Here is a 20,003-nt window from a genome sequence, read left to right as displayed (position 1 = left end):
GCACATATTTTGATTAATCTCCAGCTTGAATTTACTTCAATAAAATCGATTTTAATCGGTGTCCTTTTCGCAGTCAGAGCGTCTATAGTAGTGCTGAACTATATCCCAAGCTGGCTGAGTAATGGGTTGGTTTTGACTAAAATCGGCAAACAGACCAAAAGGTGTCCTAGGACCATCTCTGCTTGGATCAGCCAGATAACGATCATTGCCAACTACCCACAAAAAGCCAGGCACTGAGTCCTGTGAGCTTATATTTTTGGCGCACAGTGTGCTTAAAAAGTAACGTTCATAATACTCTTTTTGTTGTTGGTACGATTGAGTCACAGGGCTTTGCTCAGTTTCAAGTTTAAAACCAAACTCATCTATCCACAGAGGTTTGTTTATGCCTGATTCGCGGTATATTTGCAGCGCATCGCTTATGACTTGGTGATAATAAGAGTCAGTAGTCTGGTTAACAAGCTCTGGTAAATGCACATAAAGATTGAGTGTCACCACCGAGAGTGTTGGTAGGTTTTGTTTTACCCATTGTAAATAGGTTTGAATATCTTCAGCACTGCGGTAGGTCACAGTATCAAATGAATAGTTTAGTTTTTTCAAATCAGGGTGGGGATGGTTGTCGAAATAATGGAAGACACGTTTTATCCACCTAGCATGATTAACAACTCGGCTTGGCTGAACATCGCCGCCCAGCATAACCATGTTTATATTAGTTTTATTAATTTGGCTTAAAATGCTTTCAAAAAACACAATATCATTATCTGCATCAGCAAAGTCTTTTGACCCGCCCAGTACAATTTCAATATTAAAATTAAATTCGGGGCGGGTAAGGAAAGCCAAAAAATGATTAATCGCCTCTACATGCGGTTTGGCTAGTTGCGGATAAACCTCTTGCATATCAAAATTGCAGCGATTTTGGTAAATCTCATAAAAACCTTTCCCAATCAGTAAGCGAACCCAATTGACCCCTGATCCTTTAAGTTCTTGTAAGGTATTAATTAAGCGCTGCTCAATGTCAACTGTGGTGCCTTTGCAAGCTTTTTCACCGTGATAAAGTTTTTCAATGAGCTGAGGTAGGTCTTCCTGATCACGGCCATTCAAATAGAATAAACTCACTCCTTTAACAGGCTCTCGCATAAAATCAGGAGAGGAACTGATAGCCGCGTTTTTTGCAGAGGCAATTTTAACTTTATCGAATGTCTCGAAGGCCTTTACATCTGTCTGTAGAAGCAAACTAAATGTCAGCAAAATGAGGTAAAGCCTGGGCATATTATTTTCCTAATGTGTTAGAAGTAAAGCCTTAATTAATGTCAATTTTTAAGCTACATGCTTTAAATAGTGAACGAGACCTGCAGGTAAAAAGCAACTCAAATTGGCAATCGCCCCTAGTTTCCCAAGCTGGTTATTTCAGTAATAAAGACTTAATTTTACCGACATTATCATCAATTGAGAATGAGGGTGAGCTTATTAAAAACTGAACACAAAGCATGTCTGAATGATGTGATTGACCGAAAAGTACAAACACTTGTGGGTATAGTGCAAACATTAATCGGGTAAAACAGGTAACGTACTTTACATATACATGTGGGGTGCATCTGGAGGTTCTTATAATCCGACCCAACCCTTTCAATGTTTAAAATTTATTTTTAAGGTTTAAGAAGAAAATTACTACTAAACAGATTGGAGCAGCAAACATCATGGTTGACATGCATTTGGGCAATAACAGGCAGGTTACTAATTTATCATCAGGTAAGTTTAGACGTTTTGTTGGGCTGATGTTTGCCAGCGCAGTAATGACCTTTAGTGTTGGACTTTGTGCACAGGAAACGACTGCGCCTCGACCTGACGAAGTCACGGTTTTTGGTAGTGAAGACCGCTCTGCAACGTTAAATAGTTTCTCTAATAATATCCTCGAACATGTTCAAACCAGTATTGGTGAAGTATCCTTTAACGGTAAATCTCAAGTGACCCGTTCCGTTAGCCTTGTTGCCACTGGCGAGTTGGTGATAGAGGAAAATCATCCTAACGGTATATATGAAAAGTACCATGGTTTCAGTGATGTCGCCTCCATGGAAATCATGGCTGAGACCCTTACTATTCGCAGTCCATTTCGTTTAAAAGGCACGAAAATAAGCATCTATGCAAGAGAGTTGGCCCTTACAGGTGAAGGCAAAATAATTACCACGCCCGATGATGCGCCTCAAACTGTTAATGTTAATGACGAAAGCGCTTTCGATTTTGTCGAAAAGGATCTTATAAGCAGAAATGGTTACCCAGCTGGCTCTGTTGCAACGCATAGTAAAATTACTTCATCGGATAATTCTGAAACTAAGTTTGAACTTTTCGGCTCTAAAGGCCAGCCTGCATCGAAAGGGGCTCATGGAACAGACGGAAGTTCCGTTCAAGGCTTTACACAAGTTAATGGCAATAACTTTGGATGTTTCGACAACAGGATCGGAGGCTCCTACGCTTTGCCTGGAATAACGTCATGCAATTATAACAAAGAAGACAGCGCTCAAGTGCAGGAACAAATAGACCTATGGCGTACAGCAGGGAGTTGGCGTGTTACTGGCATTTATGCCAGACCGGGTACAGATTTACCGTATACATATATTATAGGTTCAGGCACCAAACCAGGTAATGGAACTGATGCTGTTATGCCAGGTATTCCAGGCAATGGCGGTAATGGTGGGAATTATAACAGATATGGTCCAAGTCGAGGATTCCCGAGCGTTGCACTACCAAACACTCGGCCAGGTTTTGCGGGTGCAGCCGGCTTTCCTGTCTTTGATGCGGAAAGAGCAGATAACAGTGTTGTTGCAGGTGGCCGTGCTGGGTTTCCTCAAAACTCCATCCGACTTGTCACGTATGATGATACTTTTAAAGAATTGGATGATCCAAACGATGCCAGACATACTAGCTCGCCAGGTTTAGCCGGTGGGCTTGTCAAATTTGGCGAAAGGGGCAGTGCTGGTTCACAGAGAAGTGTTGTTAGTCGTTATTCTTGGCTTCATCCACAACTCGTTCGACATATTCTTAATGGGATCAAAGACGACTACCTGCAGAATCGGCTGAGTGTTGCTGAAGCAACGCTAATTGAATATTCCAGTGAAATAGAAGCTTATCTTGTCAGTGGCGAAACCACGACGCCTAATGTTGCCTCTGCCTACAGATTCGAATTGGAGCAAATGTACAACGAGATGCAAGTACTTCGCACTCAAATTGCTAACGGTCAAGACTATTTCGGTAATCCAAATGGTTATGTGCCTATGCTTAGTTTTGAAGTATCTTTAGCGGCATATGAGAAGGAAATTGATCGTAGTTTAGATATGATATTTTTGGCGAAATGGATTTCATCAGTAAAGGACAATGCCACAAAACAGAAAGAGGGTTTGCAAACTGCTCGTGAAAGTTTGAGTGCTGAAATTGACAGTGCTAAAAACGAATATGATGACGCGTTAGAAGCCCTAGATAATTTCACCATTGAGTCAAACGAGATGACTTTGCGTGTACAGAATCTTCAGAATCGATTAGAGGCTAAAGACAACAGATTAAGAGCTCAAGCCGCTCAAAACGTGCAACCCTCAGACTGGGAAGTGGGTCTTCGAGTATCGCTAAAAGTGGCTGGAAGCATAGCTGAGATGGTGCCGGTATACCAACCAGCACTTGGCGCGGCAGGCGGAGCACTTATTGTTAGCGCCGATTTTGATCCTGATGAGCCATGGGATACCGTTAAAGGATTAGCTGGGGTCGGTGAAAGTTATGCCGCGTCGGGTATTAAGCAAGCTGCCGCTGCGCAAAAAGCCGAAAAAGATGGCGTAGCGACCGGTACTAATGCAGATAGAATCAAGAGTTTGGAACAGTTAAGTGCAGGCTCACAGTCGATCTCAAAAGCGATAACGGGCATCAGTGCAACGCTAGAGAGATCTAAAGCCCCTCAGTCAGAAATTGATAGAGAACTTGCAAAGTTGCGTCAGGGTGACGAGGAATTTAAAGCCCTCGCCGACGAAATTAGTCAATTGGTTAATGATAGACGGATATTCGCTGATAACATGGCAGCAGTGATAACAAATATTGCTCGGTTGTCAGATTTAATCACGCGCAACATCCTCGCTATTGACGCATTGGATATTCAATCGGTTGAACAAACTAACCTGATTAGCCCAAGTGTTAACTCATACTTGAAAGATTTAGAACGTCGCGCGTTTGAGCGTCTACTTAAGTTTCATTACTTCATGGCGAAAGCATACGAATACAGAACACTGAATGAATATACAGAAACATTAAATCTTCAGCCTCTGTTCGAGAGTATTCTAAATATCGCTGAAGCAAGCACCAATGGAAGACTGGATGCAGGCCAACGTGCGCTGCTAAAGTCAGCATATCAAGGTTCGATTGCGAATATCGCAACAGAAATTCTCAGCAACATCAACTCCGGTGAAAAAATCGTAGCAAACTCGGTTAGCTTATCATTGAGTCAAGATCAGCTAGATACCTTGAACACAGGTAATATAGTGAATTTAAATTTGTTTGAGGTAGAGAATGATTTATTTCCAGCCGATCGAGACGATATAAGAATACGTGAAATTAGACTCGTAAATAATGAATTGACCGCCGATTTTGCAAATGGTGCAGTAGCAACTGGTACTGATAATATTACTATTAATATTGACCATTCTGGAATTTCAGATCTTAATAAAGATGGCAAGGTATACCAGTTCCGGCATTACAATAATGAAACACGTACTCCTATCAACTGGAAACTTTATTACGATAAAGCGAATCCATCAGAAAATAAAGCTACACAGCCGCCTGCAAGCACTGAATCACTAATCCGAGCATTACTTCCTACTATTGATACCAGTCAGCAACTGGCATTTTCAAGGCCTTCTGCTTGGGCAGATTTGATTCTAAGTAGAGAAGGTGTAGTTGGTAGTGTCAGTTTTAAATTAGGCGATGAGCAACCTCCACTATTATTAAAAGAAGTGAGATTATCTGTTACTTATGACTACATCGACCGCTCCTCAAGTACCAAAGAAGTCTATATCTCGGCGCGCAGTAACACCTTGGAGAAGCTACCAGCAGAGTTTACTTTAAGCGAACCAGATAGAAATGATCGACAGGATGGTAAAGGAGATATCCTGCGTATATTCAATAATAGCTCGACTAATTCAACGATAACCGCCAAACGAGACGTCGATGGTTATGCTTTTTCCAAATGGACTGAGAATGGCAGTGATTATGGCGCAGATCCGACTAATCCAGTGGCAACAATTACAAAAAATGATGATTATCGCTTGGTAGCGGTGTACGAGGTTGCTGCGCCGATAATTTATTCTGCCAATGAAGCCTCTGCTTTCGAGAGTGTAGGTTTTGAGTATCAAATATTAACAAATAGAAACCAAGCCACGTTTTACGAAGCAACAGGACTTCCATCTGGCTTAAGCCTTGATTCAGCAACGGGTCTTATATCTGGGCCAACATCGTTCTCGGGTGATCACATCGTGACCTTGCGCGCACAAGCGCAAAGTAGTGTGTTTAGTCAGTCTTTCACACTGCTAATTTCCAAGAAATCGCCTGTTAGCTCGGCAGCTGACAATGGCTTAGGAACACTTCGATCTAAAGTTGCTGAAGCCCCTGCAGGAACTACCTTACTGTTTGCTGAAATCTTAGATGGAGAGACTATTCGCCTAGATCAGGGTCCGCTGATAATCACTAAAGATATTACTATCGATGCATCCGATTTACCCGCTGGTATTATTTTATCGGGGGAAAACTTGAACAGAGTACTACAGATTTCACCCAACACCGTGGTCACGCTTAAAGGGATTACTATTACCAATGGTAAGACTCAATTTCCTGAAAACGGTGCAGGCATTCTAAATAACGGTACCCTTACAGTGATGGATTCAACCATTGATAGCAATACTTCCGGAGAAAACGGTGGCGCAATTTACAACAGTAATACCGGTACGTTAACAGTGTTGACTTCAACACTGTCAAACAACATTGCTCGTAATAATGGCGGCGCCATCGGAAATACGGGTACACTGACAATGGTTAATACGACTGTTGCGAAAAATAAAATAGAGCGCGGGTTTGGTGGCGGTGGATTATTCAATGATGGTGGCATTGTTAATATTATAAACAGTACGATTGTAGAAAATGAAGCAATTGGTGGTGGTGGTGGTGGAATTCGAAATGGTCAGTCCGGCACCAATTCAATACTTACCTTAGAGAATTCGATCATAGCGTCTAATATCGCATCGTTTGCCAACGACATTCGTAGTACTTCTCCGGTCAATACCAATGGTAATAACTTAATAAGTACTGTTAGCAGCGACTCTGGACTTGTATCAGACGGTATTTTGATAGGCCCCATCGACAGCCGGACAGATATTGACCCACAGCTTGAAGTATTAGGATATTACGGTGGCAGAACCCAAACGATGCCGCCGAAGTTAACTAGTTTAGCCTTAGCAAATGGAATTAGGTTAGACACTACGCCGCTTGTGGATCAACGTGGTATTCCGCGTCCATTGGGTTCAGTGCCTGATTTGGGGGCAGTAGAATTTACCGTCTCAAGCCCTGAACTTGTTTTAGACGGTCAGGTCTCTGCGCTAAACGGGTTTGACTTTGACTATCAAATCAGACTGGCAAGTGAACACACGAGTTTCACGAGTTTCGGCGCGACCGGGCTGCCACCAGGCTTAATCTTTGATTCACAGAGCGGTATTATAAGCGGTATAACGACTAGTCTCGGAGATTATAATGTTGAAATTAGTGCCACGACTCAAGTTGGAGAATTGAGCGAGACCTCGACCGCAACCTTTGTCATTTCAGTTATTGACTACCCATCCGTGTCTAATATTGATGCTGATGGCCCAGGCTCGTTACTACAAAGTATTGCACAAGCTCCTGATGGAGCAAAGATTACCTTTGATAGCAGTTTAGACGGTAGCGTTTTTTCTGCGATTGCCGAAGCTACGACTAAGTTTATAATTAGTAAAAACCTGACTATTGACGCGTCTAATTTACCCTCTGGTATTTCTTTGTCAGCACTAGGTTTTGGCCGAGTTATGGAAATTTCACCCAATGTGGTAGTAACGCTTAAAAGTATTAATATTGTCGATGGTAAACCCTTAGGCACTGAACAAGGTGCAAACATCGCATATGGCGGAGGCATTCTAAATAATGGGACATTGACACTAGAGGATTCAACGGTATCTAACAATCAAGCTGCAGCTGGAGGAGGCATCAGTAATAACGGGAAATTGACACTAGTGAATTCCAAGGTATCTGAGAACCAAGGTTTTTTCCTTGCCGGTGGGATAGACAATATTGGGCAGTTGACAATAATTGGATCTACTATATATAAAAATTCTGCCACCAACGGTCGAGGTTCTCTAGGTAATGGCGGAGGAATTGTCAATTTTAACGTTATGGAGATAGTAAATAGCACTATTACAGAAAATGAAGCAAGGCTTGGCGGTGGACTATATAACGGGGGTTCTGCCAATATAGTTAATAGTACAATCGTAAAAAATAACGCTATAGACGACGGGGTAGGAATTTATAATAGATTTTCCAATTCTCGTGTGCAGGGTTCACTTACGATAGAGAACTCGATCATCGCAGATAACCCAAAAATTGTACCTTTTACCTCCAACCAACCAGCTAGCGACATCTATAATTATCCTGACGGAAATAGTACGCTAACGGCCATCGGAAATAATCTAATCGGTACGGCCACCCATACTGGACTTGAACCTGACGGAGTCTTAATAGGCACAGATGTTGAGCGTATTAACCCTCGGCTTGCAGAGCTCGCAAATTATGGCGGTACAACCGACGTTATGCGCCCATTAGCAGGTAGCCCTGCATTTAATGCAGGTGAGCTATTAGACAGCACTCCTGACACTGACCAAGAGGCTAATCCGCGCGTATCAGGAGGTTCACTAGATATTGGTGCAGTAGAGTTACAAATTCCAGACATTGTTGATGTTGCCTCGTTACAGCTTGGAAATTATCGTGGGGCGGTAGTATCGCCGCAAGAAGATAGCGTGTTAGTTATAGGGCGAACCTTTGATGTTGTATGGGATTCAGCAAGCATTGCTGGCGCAGCGGTCGATATGTATGTTTTGCACGACGACGCTTCAAATATCGACACAGTAAGCGGTGTTAATCTGGAGGTACTGCAAAGTAGAAACTGGTTTAAATTTGCCACCTTACAAACTAACTCAGGAGATATCGGCTTTGCCACAGATATTCTGAACGGACTTGGCAATGCATATAAAATGTTATTGGTTTCTGATTCGGGCAACTGGATGGTTAGCCAAGGTACGTTCGAGATTATTGATGCAACAGCAGATGCCGATGGTGATGGTATCCCCGACGCGCTAGACGCTTTTCCAAATAGCCCTATTGGGAACTTCCTTGACACTGACGGTGATGGTGCGCCTGATGATTGCAGTGGTGCTTGTTCAAGCTTCTTAGGCATGTCGGCTGATGAAGACGATGATGGTGACGGCATATTAGATCTTGACGATGCTTTCCCACTCCTTGCTATTGGGACCTTGTTAGATACCGACAATGACGGCGCACCGAATAAATGTGATGCCGCTTGCATAACCCTGGGCATGACCGCTGATGATGACGATGATGGTGACGGCGTTTTAGATGTTAACGATGCTTTCCCTCTCTATTTTATTGAGAACTCGTTAGATACCGACAACGACGGCGCACCGGACGAGTGTGATGAACTTTGCCTCGCCTTGTCAGGTATGACTGCTGATGATGACGATGATAACGACGGTATTGCCGATGTAGATGATGCGTTCTCACTGATAGCCATTGGTGATTATACTGATACCGACAACGACGGTGCACCGGATGAGTGTGATCCAGCTTGTATATCCCTTGGCATGGCAGCTGACACTGACGATGACAATGACGGTGTGTTGGATGTAGATGATGCATTTCCTCTTGATCCTACAAAATCGCAAAACTCAACTCAGAGAAAAGTCAAAAACGACTTGGATGGCGATGGTAAATCTGACTTGTTATGGCGCAGCAGTGCCCTTGGTTGGAACTTTTTATGGTCGATGGATGGTGTAAAAACAAAACAAGCCAAACCCATTAATGTGGTACAAGATGAAGGTTGGTTGATGGCAGGACAGGGAGATTATGACGCTGATGGTCATTCGGATATATTCTGGCGTAATACGCTCACTGGTATGAACTTTATCTACCTGATGGATGGTTTGACGATTAAAACCCGCAAGGTGCTTAACTTTGTCGATTCACCGCAGTGGGAGTTGCGTGGCAGTGGTGACTTTAATGGCGATGGTAAAGGGGATGTACTGTGGCGTGATGTTGATAGGGGGCGTACTCACGTGTACCTGATGGATGGCGTGAATATTGGAACTAATCAGCCGTTATTGCTGGTCACCGACTTGAACTACAAGATAATGGCGATAGGGGATATTAACGGTGATGGCACAGATGATGTGATTTGGCGCAATCAACTGACGGGTGTGAACTACATCTGGATAATGGCAAATGGCCAGATAGCTAGCCGTTATGTACTTAATACTATTAATGGTGATTGGACGATAGCCGGGGCAGGGGACTTGGACGGCGATGGTACTGACGACATTATACTGCGTAACCAGGTTGATGGCCGCAACTGGGTGTATTTGATGGAAGACGGTCTAATAAAGACAAGTGAGCTAATGAATACGGTCGGCGATATCAACTGGCAGATAGCCAACATGGGTGATTACGATGGCGATGGCAAGACCGATATTTTGTGGCGCAATGAGTTAGACGCGCGCAATATCGTTCACCTTATGGATGGCCTGACAATCAAAGACAGAGGGGTACTTAGACCGACTGATAGTAGTTGGTCATTGGCTAAGTAACTAGCCTACAAAAGTAAGAATGAATTTTCGTCTACAAAAAGAGATAGTCCTGTAGGCGAGAATTCAGCCTTGTAAAATGTAGATTGGAGTATGACAAATAAAATCCATTGCGGATAAAATACAGATAATTTTGGACAAAAAACAAGCATATTAGCCTATGTTGATATACCCTTCTCAGAGACTAATTAAAAGGAAGTCATTCTATGGCGCTTGCATTTCCATTGTTCAATCCATCACACCGTTCCTATCGTATTTTTTATTCTTTTGCTGCGGTGTTATTACTCGCTTTTTCTAGTTTCCCTAGCTTCGCTGAGCCTGAACTTGAATTATTTTCTACCAACTTGTACGAAACCATCTATACCCCCGATGGAAGTGGACGGTATTTAGCGCCACCAAAGTCTGGGATTAAATTTACTGCGCGTTTTTACAAAGCCGTTTATCCGCAGGGTCTGGGTTATCGTGAATTAGTCAGATTTGCTAAACCGGGTTATGACACACCAACGGGCATGGTTGTTGTTAAAGAAATTAACCCTGGTTCTGGTGCCTTGGCTAATCCGGTTGGATATCAGTATATCTGGGATGATTGGGACTCTGGGGCTCATCGCGATATTACAGTTTATCGCCCAATTCCTCCTGCAGGATACAAATGTTTGGGTGACATACCAGCGCAAGGTTATGAGAACGAGCCTCCACTAGATGCCATTGCCTGTGTTAGAGAGGACTTGGTAACAGAGGGGTACGCAGGTAAAGGAAATTTTATCTGGAACTCACGAGATGCTGGCAGAAATGCGTTTACCTTTACGGATGCTTTTTCTGCCTACCGAATTACCCCGGTAGGGGACACTGATGGGATTGAGTTGCGAGGTGCATTTCTTGCCACAAGAGGCTTTTATGATGATCGTGACTACGAAGGCGGACCATTTTCTACCGACGATGATCCTGTTACCGCAGCGGTAACGGGGCCAGTGTATGTGCTGAAAAGCAGCGCGGTTAAACAGATTGAAGTCCCTTCCTCAGCTAAAATCAGAGACATGATGGCGCAGTTTGGTCCTGAAATTCGCATGCATCCTGAAGAGGAATTTTTACCTGACGATCCTGGCGTTATTTTAAGTGATGCAAGAACACGGTTAAATTGGGGAACAACTGAGAACTATACCGATAATGAAACCGGTTATAACAATTTCAAAGTTAACTATTTAGGCTCAACATCTGTTTCCAACGATACGATTATTAATGATATGCAAGCAGCCTTGGCTAATGGCAAAGCGGCAGAAGGAAATTTTGTTAGCATACTTGATTATCCCGACGATTTAAAAGGTGGCGATACGTCTCGCGCTAAAGCGTATGTGCGGGTGCAGCCTCTCAATGGGCTGTATACAGAATTACAATATTGGATTTTTTACCCGTTTAACGGTGATGGTAAATTTCGCTTTTCTGCCGGTGATGGGATCGATTTATTCGAAGATCATGCAGGTTTAGGGCTACATTATTCTGATTGGGAAAATGTTCGTGTAAGAGTTTCCAACAAAGATGTATGGAATTTAGGTGCTAATGTGCCGGTCAACATGGTGGTATCCAGACACAGTACAGAAGAAGAAGTCGCATTTTTAGACAAGCGTGTTAGCTGGAATAGCGATAATCATCCGGTGGTGTTTTCTGCGTTAGGATCCCATGCGCACTATTTGTATCCGGGTGTGCATTACTACGACCGTAAAAAAGAGCTGAAATATCTTGTAGGAACTGTATCTCTTGATTTAATGGATTTTGCAGATGCCAAAATTGTGGGGGGTATTCGTAGCACCGGAAATATATCAACGGGCACCGCTAAGATTGGTGGTGATGAAGTCTACACCACTGAACTGGGAGACAGATTACTCACCTATAAATGGGACAAGCATAAGCTGGTGTCATCTGCTTGGCCTGAAGTGGCAACCAATGCACCTGATTGGTATTACTTTGTTGGCCAATGGGGGGGATTCATCCCTGCTACCTACGGTGAAATCGTTATTTATGGCAACACCATAGAAGAAAAATTTGCCATCGAAACAGGAAAACCGGGCCTATTAAAACGTAATGAGTATAGAGTCGACAACCCGAATAATGCCAACTTAGGGGCTGTGAAAACAGATGCTGGCATACTGACTCCCGCATTTTCACAGCATGTAACCCAATACAGTTTGAATGTTGAAAATGCGGTTAATGCGCTTAGCGTAATTCCCATTGCTGTTGATCATAAGGCCACAGTTGAGGTGCAGGTCAATGACGACGAGTTTATTGAGTTACCCTCTGGTAAATTGGTGGGTAAAAAGAGTGACCCGCTTACCTTAGGTGTGGGTACTAACTCTATCAATATCAAAGTGACAACCAATGGCGAAGAACCTGTCACTAAAACCTACAACATTATTGCGACACGAGCCAGTTACACGGTGACTAACACCAATGCCACAGGCCTTGGCTCCCTAGGATTAGGTATCGGTAATGCGGTTTCAGGAGATATATTGACCATAGGCTCTGAGCTTAACGGCCATACGCTAACCCTGCTAGGAAATGAACTTTCAATAAATAAAGACATCACCATTGATGCTTCAGCCCTGCCTGACGGCTTTACATTGTCAGGCGATAATTCTTCTCGCATTTTCTTTGTTGAGCAAGGCGCAAAACTTAAATTGATTAACCTGACTCTAACCAAGGGCAATACGACCTCCTTAGGTGGAGCAATTTTGAGCACCGGCACCTTAGAACTGATCAACAGTAAAATCACCCAAAGTAGTGCTAAAAATGGTGGTGGAATCGCAATTGGCAACGGAAATCTAACGATTAAAGGCTCTATTATCCGAGATAATATAGCCAGAGAAACGGGCGGCGGTATCTTTGTTTCAACTTCGGCTAGTAGCGATGTTGTGATCAATCAATCCACAGTAAGTGGTAATACAGCAGTTGATGCTGGAGCGATGTCATTAACCGGATCGTTTACGCAGATTGTTAACTCTACCTTTGACAGCAATACATCAACATCTGGAGGACGAGGCATAATTAGCTCGGCAACCACTGCTCTGCAGATTGATTATTCGACGCTGACCGATGGTATAACTGCTTCTGCCAGCGTTACTTTGAACAACTCGATTGTCTCTTCTATTGTCGGCAACATTAATGCAACCGGGCCGAATGTGGTGCAAAGTCATGATTCTGGCACTGTCACTGGACAAGCCTTGACAATTGAGTCGCCATTGAGACTTGCGCCTCTGGGCGATTACGATGGCCTAACACAAACCCGTTTACCCCTGCCGAATTCTTCTGCAAACAACAACGCAGTGGACAGTGGCTATACCCAAGATCAACATAGCAATACCCGTTCAGCGACACCGGATATTGGTGCAGTTGAAGCGCCTGACCTCTATTTGCCATATTTGTCGATCAATCATGGAAACTTGAGTCCTAGTTTCGCTGCTGGCCAAACAGCCTATAGCATGGAACTGGCCTATGATATTGATAATTTGTCCTTCAACACTACAGCGCCGCTGGCTCAAACCAGTATTTCAGCACGGGTAAATGGTGGCGATTATTCGACTTCGATTGAGTCAATCGATTTAATTCAAGGGGTGAATAACGTTGAGCTTAAAATCGATTTTTACGGTTTATTTGATTTAATTTATACCGTTGATGTGACCAGAAAACCACCTAGTGACAATGCTGATTTAGCTTGGCTTGCTACCAGTCAGATGGAATTTGATAGCGTGTTTAGTGCAGCTGACACAACCTATGATGCGGGCGTAACACGTGATCTCTCACTCCGACTTTGGCTGAAAAAAGCTCATCATGCAGGCAAAGTGGAAGTACGAGTTAATGAGGGTGAATTTAGTGAAATTCCTAGTCTTGCCCCTGTTTCTGCGGGTGCCAATCATACATTGGTGCTCACTGAAGAAGGCAGCGTGGTGGGAACTGGTAGCAATTATGACGGTCAGTCTAACGGCTTAGCTTTTGCCAATAGTGGCGGTGTAACTGCTGTAGCAGCTGGTTTATCCCACAGTTTAGCCCTTAAACGCGATGCCACAGTGCAAGCTTGGGGGGCAAACGATGTTAATCAGATTGCAGTGCCAAATACATTGAATCGTGTTACCGCTGTCTCAGCTTATGAGCATAACCTTGCGCTCACCCGTGACGGTATTGTTGTCGCATGGGGTGACAATTCATTTGGACAGACAAATGTGCCAGCAGGTTTAACTAACGTATTAGCGGTTGCCGCTGGCGGAAGTCATAGTTTAGCGCTCAAATCAGACGGTACTGTGGTCGCATGGGGCAGTGATTTTTATGGTCAATCATCTGTGCCTGATGGTTTGACTAGTGTGGTCGCAATATCCGCAGGCAGTGCCCATAGTTTGGCGCTCAAAGCTGACGGCACAGTCGTGCGCTGGGGCAATGAGTTGAATAACAATCTGTCTGATGTGCCTAGCACGTTGAACGGCGTGGTTGATATTGCAGCAGGCGATGACGTGAGTTTCGCATTAAAAGGCGATGGCACAGTGATTTCTTGGGGCAGTACCAATAGTTGCGAACAAGTCGCATATGTTGATCGCTTAATTGATGTCACCGATATTGATACAGGTGTCGGAATTAGAACGGTCTTGCAAGGCAATGGTAAGTTACAAAATTGGGGTACTTCAGGTGCTATTACCGATATACCAAATGGATTAACCGGCACCAATCAGGGGACTCCTAACGTGCCATTGGTCGCCGGTGACAATACCATTGAAGTCAAAGTGACGGCTGAAAATGGTACGAGTAAAGTCTACACGATCATGGTTAATCAAGATGACGATGCGGATATCTCTAGCCAGTTTGGTCAAGCACCCACAACGTTGAGTGATTTGAAAGTAGGCAGCAAAGTGGTCTATGAAAACATCACCTTAATGGGTCAAGTGGTTCACTTTAGAGTAACAGGTGCATTAGGCGGTGAGTTTGGTGCTAATATTTGGGGTGACGGAACCTATCGTCTCGACTCCAATCTTGCCGAAACCGCGGTGCATGCAGGGATTTTAGCGCCTGGCGAGGAAGGTGTTATTTCATTAACGATTGTCCCAGCACTGAATCAATATATTTCTACTACCGCAAATGGAGTGACCTCACGAGGTAGTAGCTTTACTGAAAATCCTGATCCAGAAACGGCCTTTACCATTAGTGCATTCTCTGGTGACCCTTATGCAGAGTTGCGTGCTGAGTACGGAATACCTGCTGGTGCGCCACCCGCTGATTTACGGTGTTACTATAACGAAGTGAAAAACACGTTGCGCTTCTTAGTACGCGGCAGTGCACCTAAAGATCCTTCTTATCCAGAAAGTGAGCAAGCCATTTGGTATCAAGCCTCAACAGGTCGCTATGCCCATGACTCATCGTTGGCAACTGCAGCAGTGCATGCTGGGGTGTTGCAAGACGGTGAAACCGGAATAGTTGAAGTTTATTATGACGAGGGCTTCTCGTTCGTCAAATCAGAAGAAGCTGCTGATACAGCATTGCAAAACGGTGTAAAACCCTATAAGCGGGGCGACAATCACAGCTCTAAAGTGCTGGGTAGTTATACAATTACCAACTTAGTCGATGTGGACGTGCAAGGTTTTGCGATATTGGGTTCAACCAGCAAATTAGCGTCGCTTGAGATGTTTGAAGCCACCTTAACACCGGCATTTGATCCCGATGTTAAAGAGTATTCAGTGACTCGGTTGGATGACTTTGAACAGCTTAGTTATGTGGTTCCGATTGCTGAAGATGATTTGGCAAAAGTGCAATACAGTGTCAATAGTGATACCTACAGCGACAGCCAAACAATCCTTGGAAGTGGACTGGTCGGCTTGGACTATGGTGACAACATTATTTATGTGCGCGTCACAGCGGCTGATGCATCAGCGATTAGTGAATACAAAATCAATGTGTTTGTTGATGCGATTGATTCGGATAACGACGGTGTAGCTGATTATTTGGATGCATTCCCAGATGATCCGGCAGAAACTGTCGACACGGACTTTGATGGCATAGGCAACAACGCTGATAGTGATGATGACGGTGATGGTGTAGCTGATGTTTCCGATGCATTCCCACTTAATTCGGAAGAAAGTGTTGATACCGATAATGACGGAATAGGCAATAATGCTGATACCGACGATGATGGGGATGGTGTTTTAGATGTTGATGATGCATATCCTCTTGACGCTAGTCGTTCTAGTGAAGTGAATTATATCGCTAAAAACGACGTAGATGGTGACGGTAAATCTGATTTGTTGTGGCGAAGTGAAGCCAGAGGCTGGAACTTCTTGTGGGCGATGAATGGTGTGCAGACTAAAGAGGCACGTCCTATCAATGTGGTGCAAGACGATGGTTGGTTGATGGCGGGTCAGGGCGATTATGATGCAGACGGTAAATCGGATATTTTCTGGCGGAATACTATAACCGGGCAAAACTTTATCTACTTGATGGAAGGCTTGAATATCAAAGCCCGTAAAGTACTGAACTATGTCACTGCATCACAATGGGAGCTGCGTGGCAGTGGTGACTTTAATGGTGATGGCAAAGGCGATGTGTTGTGGCGTCGAGTGGATAGAGGCGATACTTGGTTCTATATGATGGACGGCTTGCGTATAGGGACGAATCAACCGTCGTTATGGGTTACAGATTTGAACTACAAGATAGCGGCGATAGGGGACATTAATGGTGATGGTACCGATGATGTGATATGGCGTAATCAAGTCACCGGTATCAACTACATCTGGATAATGAAAAATGGCCAGATAGATAACCGTTATACCTTAAACGCGATTAATTCGGAATGGACGATTGCTGGCGCAGGTGACTTAGATGGAGATGGCACAGATGACATCATCTTAAGAAATCAGGTAGACGGTCGTAACTGGGCTTATTTGATGGACAATGGTCAAATCAAGACCAGCCAACTGATGAATACGGTGGCGGATACCAACTGGCAAATCGCCAACATGGGTGATTATGACGGTGATGGTAAAACTGACCTACTGTGGCGCAACGTACCTGCTGCACGCAATCTGGTGCATCTGATGGACGGCATAACGGTTAAAGCAAAAGGCGTGCTTAGACCGACTGACAGTACTTGGCAGATAGCAAAGTAACTAGAAAGTAAGTTAAAACAAAATTTGAAGCGGAAATGTAGTATACATTTCCGCTTCTTTTGTAAAAATGAGCAAGGGTTAGATTACCAATCTCAGAACAAATGGGTTTTGTATGAAACCAGATTAGATATGGTAATTACTAAGAATAAAAAGGCTCAAGCGTTTTTGATATAAGGTTTGAATTACCGTCAGTCAAATTTGCATTATCAAGTACTCTATAAATGTCTTGGATATCCGATTCAGATAATGAAAAAGCACATTGCTTCGTCGCATTTAAACTGTGGTCAGCAAGACCAAATTTATCGACTACCCAATCAATGTCGGATTTAACAGCGTTAAAAAAAATATCACTCGCACTTTTACTAAAGGGAAATGAGTTACCTTTCCAAATTTTAAAGGATTCATCTTGTCGAAGTTGAGTGAAAAAGGTTCTTCTTTGCGTTTCAGTTCTCAATAATTTATTAGCAATCAAAATTGTAAGTAGAGCAGTGCCTCCCATTGATTTGTTTGGGTACTTTTCATTGTCGAATGTATCGACTTTAGCGTCTATCGATTTACAAAATCGAACAATAAGTGGTAACTCGTCTTTATATGGTATTGCAATAATCGGAAGGTTTAGAGATTGCCATTTTTCATACAGATTCTTGAAGGTAAAATCCGTTTTTTTATTTAATAGGAATTCATCTGGGTTATCAGTCAAACCAACAACTTCATCTTTAACATGCTGATTATAGGCTGAGGCTGCTCTTTCAAGAGGGTTTCGCACCACTAGAATTAAGAATATTTCGAATTGGTACTTTTTTAATGAAGTTATCAATCCTTTTACAAAACCCAATGTCGATAATTCTGAGCTGATTAGAATATCTTGAGTCGAGTGTGAAATCTCTTTATCTAGTTGCTCAGACAAGTCTGCCCACAATGGAATATCAATAAGACCATGTTTATGTTTACCTTCATGAGCAAACACGAGTTTGTGATGAGAAGCATCTGACCATCTTCCGGTTTCTGGATACAGAATAGATTTCGAACAACAATCTCTAAAGAATCCTTGGATAGCACTCGTTCCTGTTTTACTCGGACCGAGATGTATAAATAATTTTCGACGCATATTTACGTTAACCTTCATTGTATGCTTGATTTTCGTGCCACTCGCGACTTAATGTTATTAGTCTTAATGAAGTTTATCTACCATTGGGCTAAGTTTTTCGTGTTGTTAATTTTAATATTAAAAATTAAAACGTAATATAAGACCATAAAAGCAAGAGTATTTTTCAAACATAATAGTCGGTATAAAAAATTATTAATGTTATTTTTTATTGGCTTTGCTTCGATATCTCTGTAAATGTATTTGCTAAAGAGTATCATTTTGTATCTTCAATTTCAGAAGGTATATTTGAGTCACTTGCAGAATTTATTTTACATTGAATTCAAAAATATATGTATGACGTTAGCTAGGGGGAATGGTTGTTGGTGGGTAAGATAAAGCTGGCAAAACCGAAATATTATGGTGCAATTTAAGTACAAGATAGAATGTCGCTCACCATAGTGAGGTGCTTACGATTAAAGTCATAGTGGTGTTAAGAATAAGGAAAAATACTTTGATGGTCTCTCGTTTGTTTTGCAATATCGTGAAGTTATAACCATTGTTTTTAAATAAATTGTAAATTTGGAAACACATTAAAGATTGTGTAATTAAGGATAAATTATGTTTCGTAATAAAATAAGTATAGTTCTACTGGCTGTAATAATTTTATCATTGTTATTTTGGGTATTCTCAACTGAAAAAGTCGCTGACGAAAAAATTAATAAGGAAACACCCGTCGTTAAGGATGCAGAAGAGTTAGACAAAACTGTAAATGCAGTAATAAACACCACAACTAAGAACCCTAGCGCAGAATTAAATATACAGAAAGATCAAGGAAGTATCACCACATCAATGATACAGGATGAACGTTTAATTAAGGAAATAGAAAAAGAAATGCAATTTTCGGAAGCTCCTCCTGGTGATCTATCCTATATGTCGCCAGAAAACGAGACTATTCAAAACTTAGATGCAGATTTTCCAGTAATGGAACAAACTGATGAAAATGTCTTCTTAGAGCATCCATCAGAATTAATTAATGGTAAATCAGAACAACTAGGTCGACCTTTTACTGAAACTGATGAAAGTGAACTTTTGAATAACCCAGGGAAAGTAAATTAATTTACTTTCATAAACAAAACTTAAAAGTCCACTTTTTTGCGCAGTACTTTGACTTGGCCTGATTTCTTTTTGGTTTCTACCCGCTTAATTTGAGAACTACGGCTAGGTTTTGTGGCGCGGCGGGCTTTTTGCAGTTTGCCCATTTCGGTGAGTATTTCACTCAGGCGGTCTAAGGCATCTTGTTTATTCATTTCTTGAGTTCGATGACTTTGAGCTTTGATGATTAATATGCCGTCAGTGGTCACGCGTTTATCTTTGCCCGTTAAGAGGCGTTGTTTGACATATTCAGGCATAGCCGCATTAGCAATATCAAAGCGTAAGTGTATGGCACTAGAGACTTTATTTACGTTTTGACCGCCCGCGCCTTGAGCGCGCATTGCGCTCAAGTCGATAGCGGGCATTAAGCTTTCTATATTGGGAATATAACTCATAGTGAGAGTGGCTAATCCTTTAAGGTAATACCTTTTTAAACGGCTTGACTGTTACACGGGCGTAAACGCCTGCTAACATATAAGGGTCAGTGTCAGCCCACGTTTGGGCTTCTGCTAAACTATCAAATTCTGCAATAACCACAGAGCCAGAAAACCCTGCTTCGCCGGGGTCTTCACTGTCAATAGCCGGACACGGACCCGCAACCAATACTCTGCCTTGATCCACAAGCTGTTGAATACGGGCTAAATGGGCTGGCCGAGTTGTTTTGCGCAGGGGCAAACTGTTTTCAACATCATCACTATAAATAACATACCACAT

7 protein-coding genes are annotated in these 20,003 nt (G+C 42.8%); 3 read left to right on the top strand and 4 right to left on the bottom strand.

The annotated features are described in order from the left end of the window. Positions 1-51 precede the first annotated feature (51 nt). Positions 52-1,266, bottom strand: a complete 1,215-nt coding sequence (locus tag ABKW31_RS17070; protein WP_348617782.1) for a hypothetical protein — start codon at positions 1,264-1,266, stop codon at positions 52-54. 428 nt (positions 1,267-1,694) lie between these two features. On the opposite strand from ABKW31_RS17070, the gene ABKW31_RS17065 reads away from it, so the two are divergent. Together ABKW31_RS17065 and ABKW31_RS17060 are read left to right on the top strand one after the other, a co-directional pair. After that, the gene (locus tag ABKW31_RS17065; protein WP_348617781.1) at positions 1,695-9,920 is read left to right on the top strand and encodes a choice-of-anchor Q domain-containing protein; all 8,226 of its coding nucleotides are present in this window, start codon (positions 1,695-1,697) and stop codon (positions 9,918-9,920) included. A gap of 203 nt (positions 9,921-10,123) precedes the next feature. Next, entirely contained in the window at positions 10,124-17,050 is a 6,927-nt protein-coding gene (locus ABKW31_RS17060) for a Vps62-related protein (protein ID WP_348617780.1), read from the top strand. 139 nt (positions 17,051-17,189) lie between these two features. On the opposite strand, the gene ABKW31_RS17055 is transcribed toward ABKW31_RS17060, so the two are convergent. Further along, complete coding sequence (locus tag ABKW31_RS17055; protein ID WP_348617779.1) at positions 17,190-18,158, bottom strand: hypothetical protein; 969 nt, start codon at positions 18,156-18,158, stop codon at positions 17,190-17,192. Positions 18,159-18,755: 597 nt separating this feature from the next. On the opposite strand from ABKW31_RS17055, the gene ABKW31_RS17050 reads away from it, so the two are divergent. After that, complete coding sequence (locus ABKW31_RS17050; protein ID WP_348617778.1) at positions 18,756-19,253, top strand: hypothetical protein; 498 nt, start codon at positions 18,756-18,758, stop codon at positions 19,251-19,253. A 20-nt stretch (positions 19,254-19,273) separates the two neighbouring features. Here the strand turns inward: ABKW31_RS17050 and arfB are convergent, their stop codons facing one another. Together arfB and ABKW31_RS17040 are read right to left on the bottom strand one after the other, a co-directional pair. After that, positions 19,274-19,684 (bottom strand): alternative ribosome rescue aminoacyl-tRNA hydrolase ArfB, encoded by a 411-nt coding sequence (arfB, locus tag ABKW31_RS17045; RefSeq protein WP_348617777.1) that lies wholly within the window; start codon positions 19,682-19,684, stop codon positions 19,274-19,276. Positions 19,685-19,703: 19 nt separating this feature from the next. Continuing rightward, a complete protein-coding gene (locus ABKW31_RS17040) occupies positions 19,704-20,003 on the bottom strand; it encodes a YciI family protein (RefSeq protein ID WP_348617776.1) in 300 nt (99 codons plus the stop codon).

It is taken from the genome of Paraglaciecola sp. 25GB23A (genome assembly GCF_040012495.1).
In the GTDB taxonomy this organism is placed as follows: Bacteria; Pseudomonadota; Gammaproteobacteria; order Enterobacterales; family Alteromonadaceae; genus Paraglaciecola.
Note: the sequence above shows the minus strand (reverse complement) of the source record. Positions and strands in the feature narration are given on the sequence as shown.

Bases quoted from the DNA above. Each gene is read 5' to 3' on its own strand.
- ABKW31_RS17060 (WP_348617780.1), top strand. From the start codon at position 10,124: ATGGCGCTTGCATTTCCATTGTTCAATCCATCACACCGTTCCTATCGT.
- ABKW31_RS17065 (WP_348617781.1), top strand. From the start codon at position 1,695: ATGGTTGACATGCATTTGGGCAATAACAGGCAGGTTACTAATTTATCA.
- ABKW31_RS17055 (WP_348617779.1), bottom strand. From the start codon at position 18,158: ATGCGTCGAAAATTATTTATACATCTCGGTCCGAGTAAAACAGGAACG.
- ABKW31_RS17040 (WP_348617776.1), bottom strand. From the start codon at position 20,003: ATGTGGTATGTTATTTATAGTGATGATGTTGAAAACAGTTTGCCCCTG.
- ABKW31_RS17050 (WP_348617778.1), top strand. From the start codon at position 18,756: ATGTTTCGTAATAAAATAAGTATAGTTCTACTGGCTGTAATAATTTTA.
- ABKW31_RS17070 (WP_348617782.1), bottom strand. From the start codon at position 1,266: ATGCCCAGGCTTTACCTCATTTTGCTGACATTTAGTTTGCTTCTACAG.
- arfB (WP_348617777.1), bottom strand. From the start codon at position 19,684: ATGAGTTATATTCCCAATATAGAAAGCTTAATGCCCGCTATCGACTTG.